General features: G+C 68.7%; 28 protein-coding genes. 15 read left to right on the top strand and 13 right to left on the bottom strand.

All coding sequences use genetic code 11. The features are described from left to right. The first annotated feature begins 118 nt into the window (after positions 1-118). Both LOK55_RS05470 and LOK55_RS05465 read left to right on the top strand, forming a co-directional pair. Positions 119-796, top strand: a complete 678-nt coding sequence (locus LOK55_RS05470) for a tyrosine-type recombinase/integrase (RefSeq protein WP_268252327.1) — start codon at positions 119-121, stop codon at positions 794-796. Beyond that, positions 789-1,781 carry a tyrosine-type recombinase/integrase gene (locus tag LOK55_RS05465; protein WP_097798210.1) on the top strand — a complete coding sequence of 331 codons (993 nt, stop codon included), beginning with the start codon at positions 789-791 and terminating at the stop codon, positions 1,779-1,781. The genes LOK55_RS05470 and LOK55_RS05465 overlap by 8 nt, the downstream gene beginning before the upstream one ends. A gap of 67 nt (positions 1,782-1,848) precedes the next feature. Here LOK55_RS05465 and LOK55_RS05460 read toward each other — a convergent pair whose 3' ends face one another. Continuing rightward, positions 1,849-2,439 carry a DNA cytosine methyltransferase gene (locus LOK55_RS05460; RefSeq protein WP_229934563.1) on the bottom strand — a complete coding sequence of 197 codons (591 nt, stop codon included), beginning with the start codon at positions 2,437-2,439 and terminating at the stop codon, positions 1,849-1,851. Positions 2,440-2,706: 267 nt separating this feature from the next. Here LOK55_RS05460 and LOK55_RS05455 point away from each other — a divergent pair, with 267 nt between their 5' ends. Beyond that, complete coding sequence (locus tag LOK55_RS05455) at positions 2,707-2,943, top strand: hypothetical protein (RefSeq protein ID WP_229934562.1); 237 nt, start codon at positions 2,707-2,709, stop codon at positions 2,941-2,943. A 10-nt stretch (positions 2,944-2,953) separates the two neighbouring features. Here LOK55_RS05455 and LOK55_RS05450 read toward each other — a convergent pair whose 3' ends face one another. After that, positions 2,954-3,784 carry an SDR family NAD(P)-dependent oxidoreductase gene (locus tag LOK55_RS05450; RefSeq protein ID WP_229934561.1) on the bottom strand — a complete coding sequence of 277 codons (831 nt, stop codon included), beginning with the start codon at positions 3,782-3,784 and terminating at the stop codon, positions 2,954-2,956. Positions 3,785-3,795: 11 nt separating this feature from the next. Next, positions 3,796-4,734, bottom strand: coding sequence for an SDR family NAD(P)-dependent oxidoreductase (locus LOK55_RS05445; RefSeq protein ID WP_229934560.1), 939 nt, complete (start codon positions 4,732-4,734; stop codon positions 3,796-3,798). A gap of 181 nt (positions 4,735-4,915) precedes the next feature. On the opposite strand from LOK55_RS05445, the gene LOK55_RS05440 reads away from it, so the two are divergent. Further along, complete coding sequence (locus tag LOK55_RS05440) at positions 4,916-5,500, top strand: TetR/AcrR family transcriptional regulator (protein WP_229934559.1); 585 nt, start codon at positions 4,916-4,918, stop codon at positions 5,498-5,500. Positions 5,501-5,601: 101 nt separating this feature from the next. Here LOK55_RS05440 and LOK55_RS05435 read toward each other — a convergent pair whose 3' ends face one another. Together LOK55_RS05435 and LOK55_RS05430 are read right to left on the bottom strand one after the other, a co-directional pair. Next, positions 5,602-5,991 (bottom strand): DUF4260 domain-containing protein, encoded by a 390-nt coding sequence (locus LOK55_RS05435; RefSeq protein WP_229934558.1) that lies wholly within the window; start codon positions 5,989-5,991, stop codon positions 5,602-5,604. Beyond that, on the bottom strand, positions 5,988-6,626 hold the full coding sequence (locus LOK55_RS05430; RefSeq protein WP_229934557.1) for a TetR/AcrR family transcriptional regulator: 639 nt from the start codon (positions 6,624-6,626) through the stop codon (positions 5,988-5,990). The genes LOK55_RS05435 and LOK55_RS05430 overlap by 4 nt, the downstream gene beginning before the upstream one ends. An 885-nt stretch (positions 6,627-7,511) precedes the next feature. Between LOK55_RS05430 and LOK55_RS05420 the strand changes: the two genes are divergently transcribed. The 4 genes from LOK55_RS05420 to LOK55_RS05405 all read left to right on the top strand — a co-directional run bounded on the left by LOK55_RS05420 (position 7,512) and on the right by LOK55_RS05405 (position 9,602). Then, complete coding sequence (locus LOK55_RS05420; RefSeq protein ID WP_141380551.1) at positions 7,512-7,976, top strand: S-ribosylhomocysteine lyase; 465 nt, start codon at positions 7,512-7,514, stop codon at positions 7,974-7,976. Positions 7,977-8,117: 141 nt separating this feature from the next. Beyond that, the gene (mtnN, locus tag LOK55_RS05415) at positions 8,118-8,858 is read left to right on the top strand and encodes a 5'-methylthioadenosine/S-adenosylhomocysteine nucleosidase (protein WP_229934556.1); all 741 of its coding nucleotides are present in this window, start codon (positions 8,118-8,120) and stop codon (positions 8,856-8,858) included. After that, the gene (locus LOK55_RS05410; protein ID WP_229934555.1) at positions 8,765-9,394 is read left to right on the top strand and encodes a hypothetical protein; all 630 of its coding nucleotides are present in this window, start codon (positions 8,765-8,767) and stop codon (positions 9,392-9,394) included. The genes mtnN and LOK55_RS05410 overlap by 94 nt, the downstream gene beginning before the upstream one ends. Positions 9,395-9,410: 16 nt before the next feature. Next, complete coding sequence (locus LOK55_RS05405) at positions 9,411-9,602, top strand: hypothetical protein (RefSeq protein ID WP_196325052.1); 192 nt, start codon at positions 9,411-9,413, stop codon at positions 9,600-9,602. A 241-nt stretch (positions 9,603-9,843) separates the two neighbouring features. Here the strand turns inward: LOK55_RS05405 and upp are convergent, their stop codons facing one another. After that, positions 9,844-10,476, bottom strand: a complete 633-nt coding sequence (gene upp / locus LOK55_RS05400; protein WP_229934554.1) for a uracil phosphoribosyltransferase — start codon at positions 10,474-10,476, stop codon at positions 9,844-9,846. Between the two features lie 144 nt (positions 10,477-10,620). Here upp and LOK55_RS05395 point away from each other — a divergent pair, with 144 nt between their 5' ends. Next, positions 10,621-11,052 (top strand): nucleoside deaminase, encoded by a 432-nt coding sequence (locus LOK55_RS05395; RefSeq protein ID WP_141380584.1) that lies wholly within the window; start codon positions 10,621-10,623, stop codon positions 11,050-11,052. Between the two features lie 25 nt (positions 11,053-11,077). Here LOK55_RS05395 and LOK55_RS05390 read toward each other — a convergent pair whose 3' ends face one another. After that, positions 11,078-12,190: an alpha/beta fold hydrolase gene (locus LOK55_RS05390; RefSeq protein ID WP_229934553.1), complete on the bottom strand. Its 1,113-nt coding sequence runs from the start codon at positions 12,188-12,190 to the stop codon at positions 11,078-11,080. 73 nt (positions 12,191-12,263) lie between these two features. Here LOK55_RS05390 and proC point away from each other — a divergent pair, with 73 nt between their 5' ends. Continuing rightward, on the top strand, positions 12,264-13,097 hold the full coding sequence (gene proC / locus LOK55_RS05385; RefSeq protein WP_229934552.1) for a pyrroline-5-carboxylate reductase: 834 nt from the start codon (positions 12,264-12,266) through the stop codon (positions 13,095-13,097). A gap of 139 nt (positions 13,098-13,236) precedes the next feature. Here proC and LOK55_RS05380 read toward each other — a convergent pair whose 3' ends face one another. Continuing rightward, positions 13,237-13,908 carry a TrkA family potassium uptake protein gene (locus tag LOK55_RS05380; protein ID WP_229934551.1) on the bottom strand — a complete coding sequence of 224 codons (672 nt, stop codon included), beginning with the start codon at positions 13,906-13,908 and terminating at the stop codon, positions 13,237-13,239. Continuing rightward, the gene (locus LOK55_RS05375; RefSeq protein WP_374107621.1) at positions 13,901-15,343 is read right to left on the bottom strand and encodes a TrkH family potassium uptake protein; all 1,443 of its coding nucleotides are present in this window, start codon (positions 15,341-15,343) and stop codon (positions 13,901-13,903) included. Before LOK55_RS05375 ends, LOK55_RS05380 begins: the two co-directional genes overlap by 8 nt. Before the next feature lie 78 nt (positions 15,344-15,421). Here LOK55_RS05375 and LOK55_RS05370 point away from each other — a divergent pair, with 78 nt between their 5' ends. From LOK55_RS05370 to LOK55_RS05350, 5 genes are all read left to right on the top strand, one after another. Beyond that, positions 15,422-15,832 (top strand): helix-turn-helix transcriptional regulator, encoded by a 411-nt coding sequence (locus LOK55_RS05370; RefSeq protein WP_141380559.1) that lies wholly within the window; start codon positions 15,422-15,424, stop codon positions 15,830-15,832. Positions 15,833-15,960: 128 nt separating this feature from the next. Beyond that, complete coding sequence (locus LOK55_RS05365; protein ID WP_141380560.1) at positions 15,961-16,152, top strand: helix-turn-helix domain-containing protein; 192 nt, start codon at positions 15,961-15,963, stop codon at positions 16,150-16,152. An 83-nt stretch (positions 16,153-16,235) separates the two neighbouring features. Beyond that, on the top strand, positions 16,236-16,334 hold the full coding sequence (locus LOK55_RS05360; protein WP_003792170.1) for a 30S ribosomal protein bS22: 99 nt from the start codon (positions 16,236-16,238) through the stop codon (positions 16,332-16,334). A gap of 112 nt (positions 16,335-16,446) precedes the next feature. After that, positions 16,447-16,719 carry a glutaredoxin family protein gene (locus LOK55_RS05355; RefSeq protein ID WP_229934550.1) on the top strand — a complete coding sequence of 91 codons (273 nt, stop codon included), beginning with the start codon at positions 16,447-16,449 and terminating at the stop codon, positions 16,717-16,719. Then, a complete protein-coding gene (locus LOK55_RS05350; protein ID WP_229934549.1) occupies positions 16,716-17,012 on the top strand; it encodes a Dabb family protein in 297 nt (98 codons plus the stop codon). The genes LOK55_RS05355 and LOK55_RS05350 overlap by 4 nt, the downstream gene beginning before the upstream one ends. A 2-nt stretch (positions 17,013-17,014) precedes the next feature. Here the strand turns inward: LOK55_RS05350 and LOK55_RS05345 are convergent, their stop codons facing one another. From LOK55_RS05345 to LOK55_RS05330, 4 genes are read right to left on the bottom strand one after another with little or no spacing between them, the layout of a single operon-like run. Beyond that, complete coding sequence (locus LOK55_RS05345; protein ID WP_229934548.1) at positions 17,015-18,121, bottom strand: ABC transporter ATP-binding protein; 1,107 nt, start codon at positions 18,119-18,121, stop codon at positions 17,015-17,017. After that, positions 18,118-18,918, bottom strand: a complete 801-nt coding sequence (locus LOK55_RS05340; protein ID WP_229934547.1) for an ABC transporter permease — start codon at positions 18,916-18,918, stop codon at positions 18,118-18,120. Before LOK55_RS05340 ends, LOK55_RS05345 begins: the two co-directional genes overlap by 4 nt. Next, positions 18,915-19,829, bottom strand: coding sequence for an ABC transporter permease (locus LOK55_RS05335; protein ID WP_374107620.1), 915 nt, complete (start codon positions 19,827-19,829; stop codon positions 18,915-18,917). Before LOK55_RS05335 ends, LOK55_RS05340 begins: the two co-directional genes overlap by 4 nt. Further along, the gene (locus tag LOK55_RS05330; protein ID WP_229934546.1) at positions 19,826-20,953 is read right to left on the bottom strand and encodes an ABC transporter substrate-binding protein; all 1,128 of its coding nucleotides are present in this window, start codon (positions 20,951-20,953) and stop codon (positions 19,826-19,828) included. The genes LOK55_RS05335 and LOK55_RS05330 overlap by 4 nt, the downstream gene beginning before the upstream one ends. Positions 20,954-21,089: the final 136 nt, after the last annotated feature.

The following is a 21,089-nucleotide window of genomic DNA, read 5'->3' as shown; positions in this document are numbered from 1 at the left end:
CTCGAACAGCTCGCCCTCGCCTACCCCGACCGCATCGAACCCCACCTGTAATCAAACCGACACCAAGCCGCTTACACAAAAGTCTTGACACGCCCACCCCGCGACCGAGGTCCCCGTCCTGGACGGACGACCCTACGGCGCTCATCGTCTTCGCCCGCGGATCTTCACCGACCAGCAGATCGACACGCTGCTGGTCGCGGCAGGCAGGCTGACCCCACGAGTCCGGGCGGCTTCCTGGCAAACGCTACTCGGACTGCTGACGGTGACGGGGATGCGGATCAGCGAAGCGAGGAACCTCAACGACGACGACATCACCATCGACGACGATGCCGGTGATGGCAGCGGTTGGGTGCGGGTCACGGACACGAAGTTCGGCAAGTCCCGCCTCGTCCCACTCCGCCCGACGACGATGACCGCGATCCGCAGGTATCGGCGGCTACGGGATCGGACGTTCCCGGCCCCGAAGACGACCGCGGTGTTTGTCGCCCGCCGAGGCACCCGGATCGCCCGCTCAACCGCGGGGAACACGTTCCGAGAGATCCGCGAGGCCGCTGGCTTGGCCGGCGGGTCGACCGAGCCGGCCGCCCGGCTGCACGACTTCCGGCACTCGTTCGCGACGAACACCCTGATCGGGCACATCCGAACCGGCGGCGATGTCGACGCGATGATGCCGGTGCTGTCGGCGTTCCTCGGACACGTCGGCCCGGAGGCGACCTACTGGTATCTGTCGAACACTCCCGAACTGGCGGCTGCTCTCGCGGAGCGCATCCAAGCGAGAGGGGGCGGTGATGAGTGACCTCGCGCCGTTGCTGCAACGGTTCTTCACCGACAAGCTCGACCGGCATCTGGATGCCAGCCCGCACACGAAAGCCGCCTACGCCGACACGTTCCGGCTCCTACTGACCTACGCTGAGCGGGCCACCGGGATCGCGCCATCGGCGTTGACGCTGGCCGATCTCGACGCAGACCTGATCGGCGGGTTCCTCCAGCACCTGGAAACCGAGCGCGGGAACTCCGTCGCGACCCGCAACGCCCGCCGGGCGGCGCTGCGGTCGTTCTTCACCTACGCCAGCTACCGGGCACCTGACGCGATCGCCACGATCAGCCAGGTCCTCGCGATCCCCGCGAAACGCACCAAGACCACGCTCGTGTCGTTCCTCACCGCCCCCGAAGCAGAGGCGCTCATCGCTGCCCCGGACACCCGGACCTGGCTCGGTCGCCGCGACCGGCTCCTGCTGCACCTGGGCATCCAAACCGGACTCCGCGTCAGCGAACTCATCAACCTGCGCGTCGGTGACCTTCAGCTCGGACCACACAGCCAACTCGAATGCGTCGGGAAGGGCCGCAAGCAACGCGTGATCCCGTTGCAGAAGAACACCGTCAGGCTCCTCACGGCCTGGCTCGCCGAGCTCCCACCAGCGCGAGAGGGGCCGCTGTTCCCGACCAACAGCGGGACACCCCTGACCAGGGCTGCCGTTGGGAAGCTCGTTACCCGGCACGCCGCGACCGCGGCCGAGAGGTGTCCTTCGTTGACAGGGAAGAACGTCACGCCGCACACGCTGCGGCACACCTGCGCGATGAGCCTCCTGCACGCCGGCATCGACACCGCCAGCATCGCGCTCTGGCTCGGGCACGCGAGCATCCAGACCACGCAGATCTACTTGCATGCCGACCTGGAACTCAAGCAGCGAACCCTCGAACGCGTTCCCGCGCTCGACGAGCGGCCACCAGCCCGATACAAGGCATCCGACGCTCTCATCGCGTTCCTCAAGAACCGGTGACACCGCGATGGTTATGTTGACCGGCTCAACCGTTCACCCTGCCCCGCCTGGGCGCTCACCGAGCCGGTCAACATAACCCCGAGGTCGACATACCGGCGCCAAGAGCCCGTAGAGGTCGAGCTGACTCGTCTCCCAAATCCCACGGGTCGGGTTCCACACCGCGAACGGCAGCCCCCTCGATTGCGGTTGCGGACTCGGGGGTTGCGGGGATGGGGTTACGTCCATCGGTGTCGTCTCCTTCCGGGGTCGGGCGGGTCGCGGTTGCCGAGAGCAGCCCGCGCACGTTCTCAGCGACGACCCACTCCGGTTGCAGCACGTCGATCGCCTCAGCCATGCGCGCCCACAGCCCCGAGCGAGTGCCGGGGCGCAGGCCGGCGCGCTTGCCGACCGTGGACACGTCCTGACAGGGGAACCCGCCGCAGATCACATCGACCGGCTCGACCTCGTTCCAGTCGATCGTGGTGATGTCGCCCAGGTTCGGCACGCCCGGCCAGTGATGGGCGAACACGCGCGCCGGGGCCGGGCTGAACTCGGAGAACCACACCGTCTGCCCGTTGAAGACCTCCTCCACGGCGAGGTCGAGCCCGCCGTACCCGGAGAACAGCGACCCGACCCGCAGACCCCGACCGCCGCCGGGGTCGGTCGCGGGATCGGGCATGACAAGTCCTGACAGGTCGGCGGCTCACCCCGCCCGAGACGCACGACGCCTCGCCGGGGCTGGTCACCTTCCAGGTGCACGAACCCAATCCCGATCACCACCGAACCGCGCCGCCGCCAGCTCCCCGACGAAGCCCGCGCCGCCGCCGAAACCATCCGAACCCGCCTGATCCCTCACCCCTTCCGCTCGTCGTTCCGACGACCCCCACATGGGCCACCTGCGTCCGCGCGACGAGCGGACTGAAAGGGCGTTCACGACCCTCCGGCCGTGTTGTTCTCGCCTCGCCGCCGCACATCGCAATGGACTCAATCGGACTACTGGCTGCGCATCCGCATGAACGAGTTGTTCCTGCCGGGAATGGTGAAGTTCGAGGAGCGTCGCCAAGGCGAGGGCGATCGCGCCGGCTGTGATGGCGGGGACGGCGGCATCGGTGCACCCGGTCGGCGTGAGCTCGCCTCCAGTGGTGGTGAAGATCGCGCTCGCGGGCGGTGGGTCGGCGCGTGATGCGACAGCTTTACCGGCACCAGGTGATGTCGAGCAGTTGCGCGCTGCGTTCCCAGTGCTCATGGACGATCGTGGGGTCGGCTGCTTGCTTGTTGGTGTGCCCGATCTTCCGTCGGTCGTTGTAGTAGGCGCCGGAAGTCCAGGCGATGTCCGGGGTGCCCTCAATGAAGTGGGCGAGGTTGGCGCCTCCGCGCTCCGGTGAGATGAGGAACCTGCTGAGGATGCCGTGGTAGACCCACCGGAAGTAGCTGCTGGTGTCGGAGGCGAAGCTGGTCGCGACGTTGCCGGGATGGAAGGCGACGCTGGACAGTCCTTCGTCGTGGAAGCGCTCGTGCAGGGCCTTGGCGAACAAGATGTTGGCGAGCTTTGCGTTGCCGTAGGCCCCGTTCGGGCGGTAGCCGTTCCAGGTCTGAATGTCGTCCAGGTCGATGCGGCCGAACAGTCTCGCGCCGATGCTGGACGTGTTGACGACGGCGGCGCGGCTGGCGAGAAGCCGATCCAGGAGCAGATGCGTGAGCAGGTACGGGGCGAGGTGGTTGACCTGGAAGGTCTTCTCGAATCCGTCGACGGTGCGGGTCGGACCGGAGAACATGCCGCCGGCGTTGTTGGCGAGCACATCAATCCGGTCGCAGTCGCGGAGGAGAGCTGCCGCCAGCTTCCGCACGTCGTCGAGCTTTGTGAAGTCGGCGACGTGGTACTCGCTTCCGGTCTCGGCGGCGATCGCTTGGGTCTTCTCCGGGGAGCGTCCGATCAGGATCAGTCGAGTCGCGGGCCCGGCGAGTTGTCTGCTCGCTGCGGCCCCGATGCCGTCGCTTGCGCCGGTGATGAGGATTGTGCGCATCGGTGTTCCGTTCATTCTGAATCTGCTCTCGAAGGGCGTTCGAGAGCATCGGCGGCGAGCGCATCGACGGCCGCCCATGCGTCCCGTTCACGATCCGGGTCGTACGATTCGGGTGACGAGTGCGCTACGCGGTCGCGGTCGATGTACGCGCCGCTCGGCGCCGATGTGTTACCCAGAACCGCGTCGGCGAGGAGCCTGCCCGCCGTCTCCGGCGACATCGCCAAGGGAGTGAGCGTGAGCAGCGGCATGATCCGTCGCATCGCGAACCGGGAGGCCGCATCGGCGTGGCGGGCGAGATCGGTGCCGGGCACGAACCCGGGGTTGTAGGCGAGCATCGATGGTCCGGCCGGGAAGCGGCGCGCGTACTCGTGGACGAGGTAGATCGCGGCGAGCTTGCTGGTGGAGTAGGCGGTACGTCCAGCCGTGACACTGCTCGCGTCGGGGAACGCGCCGACGCGGGCGAGGGTCTGGATCGGCTGCCACCTCGGCCCTGGCACCATACCGAGGTTGTGCCGGAAATCGCCGAAATGCGTATCGCTGACGGTCACCACGATCCGCGCGTCGGCGGGGAGATGCTCTTGGAGCTTCCCCAGCAGCACGTGGTTCGCCAGAACGTTCACCGCGAAGGTCGACTCGAGGCCGTCGACGGTCTCGGTTAGCGCGTTCGTATGCTGCACCCCGGCGTTGAGCATCAGTGCCTGAATGGGCGGGAAGAGACTCGACTCGATCCCGTCGATCAGTTCCTCTGCGGCGGTGGCGACGCTGACCATGGATGACAGGTCGGTCCGGATCACCGACACGACGCATCCTGTGGTTCGCAGTTCCCGTACCAGGTCTTCGGACGCGCCGCGGCTCAGCAGCACCAGATGGGTCTGCGACTGCTCGGCGAGATGTCGGGCCGCCGCGCGGCCGATCCCTCGGCTTGCGCCGGTGATCACGATGGTTCTCATAGCGCTCCTCGAAGATCGGGCCAACACGGGCTCGCGGATGGCGGGTGTCACGCCATCATAGACTAATGCGAAGTGAAGTGACTTCGTATCTGTTCGGTAGGATCAAGGCATGACAGAGCCGAGGACGACACCGAGTGCCCCTCGGTCGCCAGGACGTCCTGCCGACGCGACGCTGGGCCCGGTGATTGTTTATGCCGTCCTCGACCTGCTCGCCGAGGCCGGATACGCGCGTCTCACGCTCGGAGCGGTCGCCGCGCGCGCAGGCGTGTCCACCGCCACGGTCTACCGCCGCTGGCCGACCAAGCGCGAGCTGATCCTGGCGGTGGCGAGCCAGATCGCCGACACCGAATCGCCAGACGTCGACACCGGGTCGTTGGACGGCGATCTGAGAACGCTATTCGAGCAGAAGCGCCGTTTGTTCTCCGACAAAGCCGGAGCCGCCCTTGTCGCCCTGGTCGGAGAGTCCGCACACGATCCAGACCTCGCCGCAGCCGTGCGCCAGAGCATTCTCGACCCCACTCGCGACCACTTGGCAGTCATCCTGGACCGCGCCTCAGAGCGGGAACAGACCTCGGTGAGCGCCGATCCCGACGCCGCAGCGAGGATCATGATCGGCCTTATCGTCACCAACATCGCTCTCGCACCCGAAGGCGATGACTCGGGCAGCACCTCAGCGTCGATCGATATCCTCCCAGCAGACGATGCGGCGCTCATCATCAGTGCCCTACGACCATCGAACACTGATGCTGCGCGGCGCGAAACATAGTCAGACGCCGAAGGGGACTCTGCCTCAGGATCACAGAGTCCACGCCCAAGCGGTCGAGTGCAATAGCTGCGGGCCTATTCGATCCATCATTCAAAGCGAGTTCACTCGCTGGGGTCCCGACGACTCCTGCCGCTCACACCCAGGTGTGTGTGTCGGAAGCCCCGTTCGGTCTTCAACCCATAGCCGAGTGTGCGATCGACGGCGACATGGAATGCCCAACACCCAGCCAGCAGCCCGATCGCCCACACGTTGAGGCCCCATACAACGCCAAGTGCATAGGCGGCGGTGAGAACCGCAGGGCCGGCATAGTTGTGCACGGCGTTGTACAGCAGGGGTCCCAAGCGACCGTTGCTCAGGTAACCGACTGCAGAGAGATCGAAGATCAAGAACATCGCGAGAAGCGTCCACCATGGATATCCCGAAGTGACGAACACCACGGCGACGGCGAGCGCGACGGCAGCGTTCTCCACACGTTGAATGCGAACGGTCATGCGTCTCGGCCTTCCGGCGGCGCCTCGGGCTCACGCTCACGGAGAGCGTCGATCCCGTCGATGAGGAGGGTGATCATCGTGTCGAAGGTGTGCTCCACCGAGTTGGGCAATCCGAACCCTCCCCGCATCTCCAGCATGATGAATCCGTGCGTGGCGGCGCGTACGACGCGGATTGCGTCGAGCATCCCTTCATCGGAGAGCGCGTACTCCGCAAGCGAGGCGGCGATGACGTGGACGAGCCTGTCCGACTCGACTGCCAAGTCGGCGTCAGCGGGGTCGGCGCGATTTGCTGCCCGCTGCGTCGCCGCATATCTGCCGGGGTGCTCAAGCGCGTAACCGCGCGTACTGCGGATCAACGATTGAAGCGCGTCGGCGCCCGACCGCCCGAGCACCGCATTCGTGACCACCTCTCGGAGTTCACGAACGCATTCCGTCGCGATGCCGCGATGGAGGTCCGCCGCCGAACTCACATGCTTGTACAAGCTCGGCGGCGCGATGCCGACTCGCTTCGCGACGGCAGTGAGGCCGACTTCGCCCGACCAATCAGGCAGTGAATCGAGCTCCTCCATCGCTGCGGCAACGATCTTCGCTCGCGAAGCATCGCGCTTTACTGTCCCGCTCTGGGAAATACCCATATCCGCTATGCTAACTGAATTAGCCAGGCCTGTCGATGCCCCAGCGGTCCGAACACATTGTGTATCGCCTTGCATCAGGGGGATCGGAAGAAGCCTCAACTTCGCCCACGCGGCTGGGCCAACGACCGCACATCGGATACGGCAGGCTCATAGGGATGGTCAGCGTCGCGCTCCACCGACTGCGTGAGCCCGGCGCAGAGCGCCGAGCGCGTGGACGGCCTGGGCCGGTACGACGCCGTTGCCGAGCGCGGCGAGCTGTTCGGGCAACGTGAGCCCGAGGTCGGGAGCGGTCACCCATCCGTCCGGTAGGCCCATCAGCCATTCCACGAAGCGCGGCGCGGGCCGGTACTGCCCGTCATCGTTCAGGAGGGCGGGTGAGGGGGCTCCTCGTCCGGTGAGCTGTTCCCATCGTCGGATTCCCAGGGCATAGCGTCCCCAGCGTCGAAAAGCTGCCCGATCAGCGGCCACACCAGCTCCGGCTCCTGATGCCGCCGAGAACCCGGCGGGCCGTTCAGCGCCAGGTCGATGACCTGATGGGATAGCGCGATCGTACCGCGCCTTGCCCGCACCCGGTCCAAGCTCTCCCCGCCGCGCGCGGCGTCCGAGGCCAGTGGGGTCCGAAACAGCGCGGCGGGCGAGGATGAAGATGCGAAAGCGGGTGTGGGGCGCACCGATGTCGGAAGCGGGTAGGCCGAGCCAGCGCGCGTCATACCCGAGGTCGGCCAGATCGCCGAGTACCCAGCTTATGCGGAATTCCGCATAAGCGATGTAGTTGTGGAGGTTGCGGATTCCCAGGGCGGAGCCGCGTAGGTGGTCGAGGTGACCGTTGAGGGCCTGGGTGGGGCCGCCGGCCGCGGAGGCGAGGGCGCGACCTAGACTTCTGGCATGAGCGAGCGCATGAACGTCGAGTCCTTCAACCTGGACCACCGCACCGTGGTCGCCCCCTATGTCCGGGTCGCCGACCGCAAGGAGCTGCCCGGAGGGGACGTGCTGGTCAAGTACGACGTCCGATTCACCCAACCCAATGTCGCCCACCTGGAGATGCCCGCCGTGCACTCCATCGAGCACCTCACCGCGGAACTCATGCGCAACCACACCGACCGGCTCGTCGACTTCTCACCCATGGGCTGCCAGACCGGCTTCTACGCCCTGGTGCTCGGGGTGGAGACCGAGGACTTCCTGCCGCTGCTGGAGCAGACCTTCCGCGACATCCTCTCCGCCACCTCGGTGCCCGCCGCCAACGAGGTCCAGTGCGGGTGGGGCGCCCACCACTCGTTGGAGGGAGCGCAGGAGGCGGTGCGCGACTTCCTCTCCCACCGCGCGGAGTGGGAGGACGTCACCGCCTCCTGAGTGCCGGGGCGACCGCCGCCCCTCCTGTGGCCGCCCGGCCTGCCCGAGCGGGGCCGCCCTCGACCCCTCGGACCCTCCCGGGCCCACCTCCCGCCGCACGACCCCACATCCCACCCCAGCCCCCGTACCCCGAGGAGTCCCATGAGCGTCTGTCCGACCGCCCCCACCACCCGCGAGGGCGTGCGGGCCGTCATCCAGTGCGCCATGGACGTCGAGGCAGGACCCTTCCTGGACGCACTGGGCCCGGATGCCCGTACCACTGCCATCGGGCAGGTGGGACGCCACCGCCAGACCTTCACCACGGGAACCCTGGACGGGTCCACGGTGCTGGTCGTCGTCTCCGGGATTGGTCTGGCCAACGCCGCCTCCGCCACCGCCCGCGCCCTGATGATGGTCGATCCCGACGTGGTGATCGCCGCGGGCACCACGGGCGGACTTGCCCCGGACGTCGAGGTCGGAGACATCGTGGTGGGGACCTCCACCACCTACAACGACGCCGACGCGACGGCCTTCGGCTACGTGCGCGGCCAGATCCCGCGTATGCCCGTGGACCACCGCTCCCCGGAGTTGGCGGTGCTGAAGGCCGAGAACCTCTCCCGCCATGTCAGCCAGCGGGTGCGGGTCGGGCAGGTCGTGTCCGGGGACTCCTTCGTCACCGCAGCCAATGTCGGGTCCATGCGTGCGGAGTTTCCCCAGGCCCTGGCCACCGACATGGAGACCGCCGCCCTGGCCCAGGTCTGCTTCGGCGAGGGTGTCGGCTGGGTGTCGGTGCGCGCGGTGTCCGACCTGTGCGGTCCGCGCGCCGACCAGGACTTCCACATGGACTCCACGCGCGCCGCGCGCTTCAGTTACGAGGCCGTGCGCGCCTACCTCTCCATCTGAGGAGGGAGGACGGCCGGGAGACTGCGGGAGGAAGCCGCGGAGGGAGTTCGCGGAGGGCGGCTCGCCGGGGAGGGCGGCTCGCCGAGGAGGCATCCGCGGCCGCACTGGACGTCCTGGTCGATTCCGCGGGGATCTCTGACGAGGAACACGGCAATCCGATCGACCCTTGCGCTGCCCGTGTGCTGCGCGAGGCCGGCCACCGTGTTCCTGACCACCGTGCTCGGCAGGTGAGTGCCGCAGAGCTGGACTCCTGGGACCTGGTCCTGGCGATGACCCGCCAGCACCTGCGGGCCCTGGAATGCCTGGCGGAACGCGTCGGGGTGGAGGTCCGCTCCTGGGTGCAGCGGGCAGCACGGGAGACGCCGCGGCCCACCCGTCACGGGACATCCCCGCCGACTGGGACGTGCCCGACCCGTGGTACGGCGGTCACGAGGACCTCGTGGAGACGCTGCATCTCATCGAGAGGGTGTTCGAGGGCGCTGAGGGGGACAGTGCCGCCTCCATCCTCACCAAGGCGGCCCAGGGCTGCGGGGTGACCCCAAGGCACTGCTGGTGATCCTGCAGAAGGAACAGGGTCTGGTCACGGCATCCGGCCCCGCGCTGGTCCCCTCCCGCTACCGCTCCGCCATGGGCTACGCATGTCCCGACACTGCGACCTGCAACGATGACTTCAGCGGGTTCGCCCGCCAAGTCTGGTTCGCCGCCCGCCAGTTCTGGAAGGCCTGGTTCGGGGACACCCACTGAGGGGTGGACGACCGACCGCGCGCGCGAACTCGGTGGTTCTTCCCCACACTGTGAGCCCACCCCGGAGCTCCCGGACAGCGCTGGGGGCCCCGGAGGACTCCTGCGGGTGACTCCAGCGCGGCCTACTGTGTCCCCGGGGGCCCTCAGACGTGGGCGGGCGCGGGCCTGCCTGGCCGGGTCGCCTCCTCCAGCAGCTCCAGGACGTGGCGGTACTCCGAACCGGTCGCGCTCGCGGGCGCGCTCAGACGGTGCCGTACAGCCGGTCTCCCGCGTCGCCGAGGCCGGGCACGATGTAGCCCTTCTCGTTGAGGCCCTCGTCGAGGGCGCCGAGCACGAGGGTCACGTCGCGGTCGCCGACCTGCTCCTGGATCTTCGCGACGCCCTCGGGGGCGGCGAGGATGCAGATCGCGGTGACGTCCTGTGCGCCGCGCGCGAAGAGGAAGTCGATGGCCGCGCCGAGCGAGCCGCCGGTGGCGAGCATCGGGTCGAGCACGAAGCACTGGCGGTCGCTGAGGTCTTCGGGCAGGCGCTCCGCGTACGTGTACGGCTGCAGGGTCTCTTCGTCGCGCGCCATGCCGAGGAAGCCGATCTCGGCGGTGGGGAGGAGCTTCACCATGCCGTCGAGCATGCCGAGCCCGGCGCGCAGGATCGGCACCACGAGGGGGCGCGGCTCCGAGATCCGCACGCCCGTCGTCGTGGTCACGGGGGTCTGGATCTCGATCTCCTCGACCCGCACGTTCCGGGTGGCCTCGTAGGCGAGGAGGGTCAGCAGCTCCTCGGTGAGCTGGCGGAACACCGGCGAGGGGGTGCGGTCGTCGCGCAGCACCGTCAGCTTGTGGGTGATGAGGGGGTGATCGGCAACGTGCACGCGCATGGCATCCAGCCTACGGCGTCGGGGCGCCCCGACTCAGCCCTCGGGCTCCGGAGCGAGGTTCCGGCCGATCCGCCGATCCGGCGCTCGCCGCGCCTCTACGCTGGACCGGTGACCCTTCCGACGCCGCCCGCCGACGACGCGGCGATGGGTCGCGCCCTCGCGCTCGCCGCGGAGGCCGCCGTCGCCGGCGAGATCCCGGTCGGCGCCGTCGTGATGGATGCCTCGGGCACGCGCCTCGGCGAGGGACGCAATCTGCGCGAAGAGACCCACGATCCCACCGCTCACGCCGAGATCGTCGCCCTACGGGCAGCCGCGGAGTCGCTCGGCTCGTGGAACCTCGAGGGCTGCACGCTCACCGTGACGCTCGAGCCCTGTGTGATGTGCGCGGGTGCGATCCTGCAGGCGCGCGTCGGCCGGGTGGTGTTCGGCGCCTGGGACGAGAAGGCCGGGGCGGCGGGCTCGGTCTACGACGTGCTGCGCGATCGGCGGCTGCCCGTGCGGGCCGAAGTCGTCGGCGGCGTGCGCGAAACCGAGTCTCAGGCGCTCCTGCGGGCCTTCTTCGACCCGCGCCGCTGACGCCGCGGCCTGGCCGGCGGGCTGCTCAGTCCGACGAGCTGATGATGATGGTCTCGGTCGGCGGCGCCGGGTCGGCGGGCCGTCCGATGTAGCCGATCACCTCGAGCAGTGCGCGCCGGAACAGGGCCGGACGCTCGAGGTGCGGCGAGTGCCCGACGCCCTCCAGCACGACCTCCGTGACCGTGCCGCCGGCGGCACGGTAGGCGTCGAGCACGTCGCGGGTCTGCGACACCATCGGCTGCGCGGGAGCGATCTCCTCGCCCGGCCAGCCGGGGATCACGCCGATGGCGCCGAGGTGGTTGAGATCGAAGAACGAGGCATCCGAGACGATGGCATCCACGGTGCCGTGCACCCACAGCACCGGCGGCTTCACGGCAAGATCGACGATGCCCGAGGTGTTGAAGTAGCCCGGCGCCATCGTGTTGAGCACGCCGATCTTTCCGGCCGCGAACCCCGGCCAGTTCGGGCTCTCCACGCCGTCGCCGGGGTAGTTGCCGGCCGCCGTGGATGTCGTGTTCATCGACTCGACCCAGAGGTCTTCGTGCTCGCTCGTGTAGCCCGGTGCGACGTAGCCGGAGCGGAAGACGTTCCGGGGTGAGGTGGGGGCGTCGTCGGTGGTGTCGCGGTCGGTGAGTCGCTGCACGAAGTCGGCGTTCGCCCCGCCGGCTCCGGTGCCCGCGTCGTCGTCGGTGAGGCGTGAACCGTCGCGGCGCGTGCCGCCGAACCCGTAGGGCGAGACGGGGGCCTGCAGGGTGAGCGAGAGCGCCGGGTGATCGAGCGCGTACTGCATGACGACGCCGCCGCCCATCGACCAGCCGACGAGGTGGGCCGTCTCGATGCCGAGCGCGACGAGGGTGGAGCGCACGTCGTCGCTGAAGTCGCGAACACCGCGGGTCGCGTCGACCGGCATGCTCTCGGTCTCGCCGAACCCGCGCAGGTCGATCGCGATGACCCGCAGATCGCTCGGTAGATCCTGCATGAGCTCCTGCCAGAACAGGCTCGACGAGACGTTGCCGTGCACGAGCACGACCGTCTGCTCCGGCGCGGTGGCCGGGTCGTCGCCTGCCCGCTCGAGGATGTTCACGGTCAGCCGATCGGTGTCGATGAGGCGCGAGGTGATGCCGTCCAGGAGGGTCATGACGGCATCCTACCCCCGCCCCCTAGGGACCTGAATGGACTCTCAGTTAGCCGGGATCCGTAGGATGGATGCCATGGCTCAGACCCTCCCCACGATCGCGATCCTCGGTGCCGGTTCGATGGGAGGAGCCATCGCGACGGGGCTCGCCCGCTCCGGTCGCGCCCCCCGCGTGACCGTCACCAACCGCAGCGCCGCGAAGGCCGAGACCCTCGCCGGACTCGAGGGCGTGACCTCCGTCGCGCTGGCCGACGCCCCGGACGCCAACCTCGCCGCCGCCGCGGCTGCCGACATCGTGCTCGTCGGGGTGAAGCCGGTCATGGTGTCCGATCTGCTGCGCGAGATCGCGCCCGCGCTCGGGCCCGGAACGATCGTCGTGAGCCTCGCGGCCGGCGTCACCCTCGCGACCTTCGAGGCGATCGTCGGCGACGGGGTGCCCGTCGTGCGCGCGATGCCGAACACCCCCGCCGTCGTCGGGAAGGCGGTGACCGGCGTGTCGGCGGGCACCGCGGCATCCTCCGACGACGTCGCGCTCGTGCGCGCGCTGTTCGAGACGTGCGGCGTGGTGATCGAGGTGCCCGAGGCGCAGATCGACGCGCTGTCGTCGATCTCGGGGTCGGGGCCGGCGTACGTGTTCCTGCTGATCGAGGAGTTCACCGAGGCGGCGCGCGGCAAGGGTTTCAGCGATGCCGATGCGCGCCTCATGGCCGAGCAGACCTTCATCGGCGCCGCCGCGCTGCTGGATGCCACGGGGGAGGATCCGGCGGAGCTCCGCCGCAAGGTCACGAGCCCGAAGGGAACGACCGAGCGCGCCGTCGCGGTGCTGCAGGGCGCCAACCTCGCCGGGCTCTTCTCCGAGGCGACCGACGCCGCCGTCGCCCGCGCCAAGGAGCTCGCCGCCGGCGCCTGACTCTCCCCGCCCGGCCCCGAGCCCCGCGAGAAACCACCTCCCTCCCCGAGAAATCAGGTGTGCCGTGGTTTCTCGGGGGTGAAGTGGTTTCTCGGCGTGAAGTCCCGACCCCGCGCGACCGCCCGGGCGGCGGCGCGGGTCAGCGGTCGAGCGAGGCGAACCGCTCGATGTCGCTGTTGGTGCCCGCCACGATGATCAGGTCGTGGTTGGTGACCACGGTGTTCGCCTCCGCGTAGCGGAAGGGCTTGCCCGGGCTCTTCACCCCCACGACGGTCACGTTGTACTTCGAGCGCACGCCCGACTCGTTCAGGCTGATGCCGCGGATGAACTTCGGCGGGTACATCTTCGCCAGCACGAAGTCGTCGTCGAAGCGGATGAAGTCCAGCATCCGCCCCGAGACGAGGTGCGCGACGCGCTCGCCGGCCTCGCGCTCCGGGTAGATCACGTGGTTCGCGCCGACGCGGGCGAGGATCTTGCCGTGGCTCTGCGAGACGGCCTTCGCCCAGATCTGCGGCACCTTCAGGTCGACCAGGTTCGCCGTGATGAGAACGGATGCCTCGATCGACGACCCGACCGCGACGACCGCCACCTGGAAGTCCTGCGCCCCGATCTGCTTGAGCGCCTCGATGTTCTTGGCATCCGCCTGCACCGTGTGGGTGACCCGCTCCGACCACTTCTGCACGAGGTCGAGGCTCTCGTCGATCGCGAGCACCTCGCGGTCGAGGCGGTCGAGTTCGCCGGCGCACGCGGCACCGAAGCGGCCGAGGCCGATCACGAGGACGGGAGCGTCGCTCCGCAGCTGCTCAACCAACGATCGGCCTTTCCACGGGCAGCGAATAGTGCTGCGAACGGGATGTCGCGGCCACCGCCGCGGCGAGAGTCACTGTACCAACGCGCCCCATGAACATCGTCAGCGCGAGCACGTACACGGCCGGATCGGGGAGGTTCGCTGTAAGCCCCGTCGACAGCCCCACGGTCGCGAATCCCGAGATCACGTCGAACAGCACGTCCTCGATCGGCGCTTTCGTGATCTGGCCGATCGTGATCGTCGAGATCGCGCAGATCGTGGCGCCCCACACGACGACCGACAGCGCGACCCGCTGCACGTCGCTCGGGATGCGCCGACCGAACGCCTGCACGCTCGGGCGGCCCTTCGCCTCCGACCAGACAGCGAGCGCGAGCACCGCGAGCGTCGTCACCTTGATGCCGCCGGCCGTCGAGGCCGACCCGCCGCCGACGAACATCAGCATCGATCCGACGACCAGCGACGACCCGTTCAGCTGCGAGATGTCGATGATCGAGAAGCCTCCCGAGCGGGTCATCGCCGAGAGGAAGAATGCCTGGAAGGTGGTGTCCCAGGCATCCATCTCGCCGAACGTCTCGGGATTGTCGTACTCGAGCAGCAGGAACACCCCCGCGCCCACGAAGAACAGGATGACCGTCGTGATCACGGTGAGCTTGGCGTGCAGCGACCAGCGGCGCACGTGGAAGTGGTGGCGCCACAGCGTGAAGATCACCGGGAAGCCGATCGATCCGAGGAAGACGCCCGCCATCAGCACCGTCAGGAAGAAGTAGTCCTGCGCGAACGGCGTCAGGCCGCCGGCGTTCGGCGCGAAGCCGGTGTTCGTGAACGCCATCGCGGAGTAGAACGGCGCCTCCCACAGCGCCGTCACCGGGTCGACGCCGTTGATGAGCAGCGACGGGTAGAGGAGGATCGCCAGCGCCGCCTCGATGACGAGCGTCGACAGCGCGACGGTCGACAGCAGCTGACCCACTTCGCCGAGGCGCACCGTCTGCCCCTCGTTGACCGGCCCGCCGTGGGCGCGGAGCGGGTTGGTGTCGCCCGCGGCGATGAGCTTCGCGCGGAGCCCGAGGCGCTTCGAGATGACGAGACCCAGAATGGATGCCAGGGTCAGCACACCGAGCGCGCCGACGTTCACCCCGATGTAGACGAGCACATGCCCGAACGGCGACCAGTGCGTCGCCATGTCGACGGTCGACAGGCCCGTCACGCAGATCGTCGAGACGGCGGTGAACAGGGCGTCGGCGAACGGCGTGCGGGTGCCGTCGGCCGATGCCGCCGGCAACGAGAACAGGGCCGTGAACAGCAGGATGAGCGCGAGGAAGACGAGGACGGCGAACCGAGACGGCGAGGCCATCGCCAATTCGCGCAGTCCGTGACCGAAACGGGTGGCGGATGCGGCCAGGCGCCGCCCGGCGCGGACGACGACGGAGTCCTCCGCCATGACCGCCTCCTCTCCTCGTTCGCTGCCGCTGGGTCGTTGTCATGGTACTCGGGCGGCGGCGCGGGCTAACCTAAGGGCATGGCGGACATCTTCGACGTGATCGCCGACGGTACCCGTCGGGACATCCTGCAGCTTCTGCGCGAGCGAGCGGCCTCGGGCGAGCACGGCACGAGCGTCTCGCAGATCGTCAACCAGCTCGGTGTCAGCCAGCCGACCGTGTCGAAGCATCTGAAGGTGTTGCGCGAGGCGGAGCTCGTCTCGGTGCGCGAAGAGGGCCAGCATCGCTACTACAGCCTGTCGACCGCGCCGCTCGACGAGGTGGATGACTGGCTGGTCCCCTTCTTCGACGACGGCATCGCCGCCGCCGACGCTGCCGCCGGCACCGGGCTGACCGACTCGGCCGCGGCCGCCGCCGACCTGGTGGGGCGCGCCGCGGCATCCACCAAGCACGCCTTCGAGAGCGTGCTGAAGAAGATCCCCGGCCGCTGAACCGGCACAGGTTCATCACAGCGTTCACATCGGTTTACACGCGTATCATCGGCCCCCTAGGCTGAGCAGGCGGCGCGGTCATGCGCCGCAGGACTCGGGGGAGTCCGGGATTCGGGGGATCAGAAGACATGGCAGAACTGTCGGACGTGCGCTTTCTCACCGTCGCCGAGGTGGCGGAACTCATGCGGGTGTCGAAGATGACCGTCTACCGCCTCGTGCATTCGGGCGAGCTGCCGGCGGTGCGGTTCGGCCGCAGCTATCGCCTGCCCGAGACGGCCGTCACCGAGGCCCTGCAACGGCCTATCGCCGACGTCGGCTAGACTGTTCCGAGGGCATTTTTCGTGATGCCCGTTCCCGGGCGCGAAAGATCCGCGTCCAGACCCCTGACATAGTGAGGTTTTCCGTGGGTTCTGTCATCAAGAAGCGCCGCAAGCGCATGGCGAAGAAGAAGCACCGCAAACTGCTTCGCAAGACTCGCCACCAGCGTCGCAACAAGAAGTAAGTCTTCTTCGCAGCACGCTGCAGACGAGCGCCCCAGACACTCGGCACCCGAGCCCAGCTCCCGGTTTCGATCGTGTCGCGGGGCGCTTCGTGTATCCGGAAGGATGGATGCCATGGCGACACTGACGATCATCTCCAAACCCGACTGCCACCTGTGCGACGTCGCGCGCGAGATCGTCGACCTCGTCGTCGCCGAGCGCCCGGATGGCGACGTCGACGTCGAGGAGCTGTCGATCGCCGATGACCCCGCGCTGTACGCGCAGTGGTGGGAGAAGATCCCGGTCGTGCTCATCGACGGGCAGCTGCACGGGCACTGGCGGGTCTCGCCGGACCGACTGCGCATCGCCCTGAACGACACCGTGGGCGCAGGAGAGGAAGCGGAATGATCCGTCACATCGTCGCGTGGCGACTTGCCAGCCAGGACCCGGCCGAGCGTGCCGCCCAGGCGCAGAAGATGTCCGATGATCTTGGCGCGCTGCGCGGCGTCGTGCCGTCGCTGCTCGAGATCACCGTCGGACCCGACGTGCTCGGCGGCGGCAACTGGGACGTCGCACTGATCGCGGACTTCGCCGACCAGGCGGGGCTGGATGCGTACCAGACGCATCCAGCCCACCAGGCGGTCGTCGGATTCGTGCGGTCGGTCGTCGCAGACCGCGTCTGCGTCGACCTCGAGGTCTGAACTCAGCCGGCCGTCCGGGCCAGCACGGGCACGGGGTCGATCGCGATGCGCACGGCCTGGTCGTAGGCGACCTGCTCGGCGACCGGATGCTGCACCGTGAGCAGCGTGCCGTCCGCCATCCGCACGAGCGTGCGGCGGAAGCTGCCCAGGAACGTCGACTCGAGGATCGTGCCGTCGGCACCCGGTGCATCCGCCGCCACGAAGCGGATGTTCTCGGGCCGGACGAACACCTCGACGGCGCCCGCGTCGACGCCGCGCAGCAACGGCAGCTCGAATCCCCAGACGCGTGCGCTCTGCCCCTCGGCGACGCCCGCGACGACGCTCGACAGGCCGACGAACGCGGCGACCTCGGGCGAGGCGGGGCGCTCGTACAGCTCGCCGGGTGAGCCGATCTGCTCGATCGTGCCTGCGTTCATGACGGCGATCCGGTCGGAGACCGCGAGAGCCTCCTCCTGATCATGCGTCACGAAAACCGTCGTCATGCCCAGCCGCAGCTGGATGCGGCGGATCTCGTCGCGCAGCTGCACGCGCACCTTGGCGTCGAGGGCCGACAGCGGTTCGTCCAGGAGCAGCACGCGCGGCTCGGTCACGAGAGCGCGGGCGAGCGCGACGCGCTGCTGCTGGCCGCCGGAGAGCTGGTGCGGGAACCGGTCGGCGAGGTGGCCGAGCCCCACGAGCTCGAGGGCGTCGTGCGCGCGCGTCGCGGCGTCACGCGCCGCGACGCCGCGACGGCGTAGGCCGAACGCCGTGTTGTCGACCACGCGCAGGTGCGGGAACAGCGAGTACGACTGGAACACCATGCCGATGTCGCGACGGTTCGTCGGCACGCGCGACACATCGTTGCCGTCGAAGGCGACGGTGCCCGCCGTCGCGCCCTCGAGGCCCGACAGGATGCGCAGGAGCGTCGTCTTGCCGCATCCGGACGGCCCCAGCAGAGATACGAACTCGCCCGGTGCGATGTCGAGGTCGACGCCGTGCAGCACGCGCGTCGTGCCGAAGTCCTTGACGATCCCCGCAAGGCGGACCGCGGTGCCCGCGCCGGCCTCGTGCAGCAGCAGGTTGTCGGAGGTGCGCGGCAGCGGGCGCGCGGGGGAGTCGGCGGTCGTCATGAGGAGGCCTTTCCGTCGCGCAGGCGTGCGGCGCGACCGATGACAAGCAGAAGCAGGAAGACGAACAGGAGCGAGAGCAGCGTGAAGATCGCCGACGCGTACGGGTCGATCTTGTTCGCCACGACGAGGGCCGTCTGCAGCACCTGGCGGTTCAGCAGCGACGCGATCGTGAACTCGCCGAGGACGACGGCGACCGAGATGAGGGATGCCGCCAGCAACCCTTGCCGGAGGTTCGGCACGAGCGCCCGGACGACGACCGCGAACCAGCTCGCGCCGAGCGAGCGCGCGGCCTCGGCGAGGGTGCGCAGGTCCACGGCATCCATCGACGCCTTGATCGACCGGTACGCGAACGGGAGCACCGTGATGCCGTACGCGAACGCGAGCGTCCACGTGCCCGTGCCGAGCGTGCGGCCGATCTGCAGGTAGATCGGCGAGAGGCCCACCACGAGCACGATCGCGGGGATCGAGATCGGAAGCAGTACGGCGAACTCGAACACGCGGCCGATGCGGGGGAACCGCAGCGCGATCAGCAGCATCGTCGGCAGCAGCAGCACGAGGACGATCACGACGGTCACGACGGCGAGGACGAGCGAGTTGCCCAGGCCCGTCCAGATCGGCGTGAGCACCTGCGTGTTGGTCGGATCGAACACGCGCGCCCAGTTCGCGAACGAGTACCCGCCGGTCTCGCGGTCGCGCAGCGTGAAGACGAACGTCGATACGAGGGGGATCGCGAAGAGCGCACCCACGATGAGCCCGATGATCCAGCGCGTCGCGCGCGAGGGGCCGATGCCGTTCACGACTGCCACCTCGCGGCGCGGCGCTGCAGCAGGGCGTACAACCCCATCGCGACGCCGACGATGACGATCATGCCGAGCGCGAGGGCGCCGGCGAGGTTCTCGCGTCCGAGCACCGTCTCGCTCGTGAGTGCGGCGCGGATCTGCAGCGGGACGATCTGCGAGCCCTGGCTCGCGAGGGCCGCGGCGGTCGCGTACGACGAGAACGCGTTCGCGAAAAGCAGCAGGAAGCTCGCGAGGAACGACGGCGCGAGCACAGGGAAGCCGATGCGCAGCCAGAAGCTCACGCGGCTCCCGCCGAGCGTGAGGTTCGCCTCTGCCCACTGGGGCTTGAGCGCCGCCAGAGCAGGCAGGAACGTGATGATCATCAGCGGCACCTGGAAGTAGATGTAGGGGAGGATGAGCCCCGGCACCGAGTACAGCCATGTGCCGGGCTGCAGATCTATGCCGAAGGTGTCCTTCAGCAGGATCGTGACGACGCCCTGCACGCCGATCGTGGCGATGAAGACGAACGCGAGCATGACGCCGCCGAACTGGGCGAGCACACCGGTCGCGGCGTCGAGGGTCGTGCGGATGCCGCCCGTGGGCGGCAGGCCCATCGTGGCGTAGCAGACGATCGCGCCGATGATCGCGCCGACGGCCGCCGTCAGAAGAGACAGCCAGGTCGTGTTCCAGAAGGTCGTGAGGATCACCGGGTCGACGAGCGCCGACAGGTTGCTCCACGTGAAGGCGCCGGCCTTGTCGAAGAACCCCGTGGCGATCGCGAGCACCGTCGGCAGCACGAGGAACAGCGCCAGGTACGCGCCGAACGGCACGAGGCCCAGCCACGCGGTGGACGGCCGGGCACGGCCCTGGGCCGGAGCGGGAAGCTCCGGCCCAGGGTTGGTCGTGCTGGTGAGCGACGGGGAGGTCACTGAACCGCCGCGGCCCACTCCTCGCCGAGCAGCGTGCCGGCGTTCGAGCTCTGCTCCTCGGTGGGGACGACCGTCTCGGCGGGTGCCGCGGGCAGCGCCGCAGCGAGCGTCGCGTCGATCGTGCCGGCCTCGGTCATGGCCTCCATGCGGACGGGGCGGGCACCGCCGGCCAGCCACAGGTTCTGCACCTCGTCGCTGTAGAGGAACTCCTGCCACAGCCGCGCGGCGGCCGGGTGCGGGGCATCCTTGTTGATGGCCTGGTTGTAGTAGCCCGCGTAGCCCGTGCCGTCGAAGACCTTGACCTTCCAGGCCGAGTTCGTCTCGGAGTGCGTCGCGTTGAGGTAGTCCCAGTCGAAGACGACGGGGGTCTCGCCCGAGGCGATCGTGCCTGTGGTGACGTCGACCTTCAGCAGGTTGCCCGCCTTCTGCAGGTCGCTGAAGAAGTCGATGCCGGGCTGGAAGTCATCGAGCGTGCCGCCGTTCTGGACGGTGGCCAGACCCACGGCCGCGAAGGCAGCGCCGGCCTGCGTCGGGTCGCCGTTGATCGCGACCGAGCCCTTGTAGTCCTCACCCAGCAGGTCGGTGATCGTCGCGGGCTCCGGGAAGCGGCTTGAGTCGTAGCCGACCGACATGTACCCGCCGTAGTCGCCGACGAACAGGCCCGTGGGCTCCTTGAGGGCGTCGGGGATCTCGTCGAAGGTCTGCACCTTGTACGCGGCGAACTGGTCGGTCGACTGCAGTGCGACGGTGAGGCCCACGTCGAAGACGTCGGGAGCGGTGTCCAGGCCCGCGTTGGTCTTGGCGGCCTGGATCTCCTCGGCGCTGGAGACGTCGGGCGACTGCTCGGTCACCTCGATCTCGGGGTAGGTCTTCTTGAACAGGTCGATGATCGCACCGTAGTTGGCCCAGTCGCGCGGCAGCGCGATGACGTTGAGCTTGCCCTCGGCCTTGGCGGCGGTCTCGAGGTCGGCGAAGGTGCCGAAGTCGGCGACGCTCGTGGCGGAGGCGGCGCTGGAGCCGTCCGTGCCGGCGTCGGCCGCGGTGGAGCACGCCGCGAGGGCGATCGCCGACGCGGTGAGCAGAGCGAAGGCCGGAACGATCCGACGCAGCGCAGAAGTAGACATGCGGGTTTCCTCTCGGGTGGTGCACGCGCCGAAGGACGGCGATCGTGCAACGGGGACGAGAGGACGTTACGGGCGGAGGATGGACCATTCGTGCGTCGCAGATGAACGATCGGCAAAGGAGAGGGAAAGACGACGA

Source organism: Microbacterium sp. F2E, assembly GCF_020905435.1.
Classification (GTDB): Bacteria; Actinomycetota; Actinomycetes; order Actinomycetales; family Microbacteriaceae; genus Microbacterium; species Microbacterium lacticum.
The sequence above is the reverse complement of the archived record's forward strand: the minus strand, read 5'-3'. Positions and strand labels throughout refer to the sequence as shown.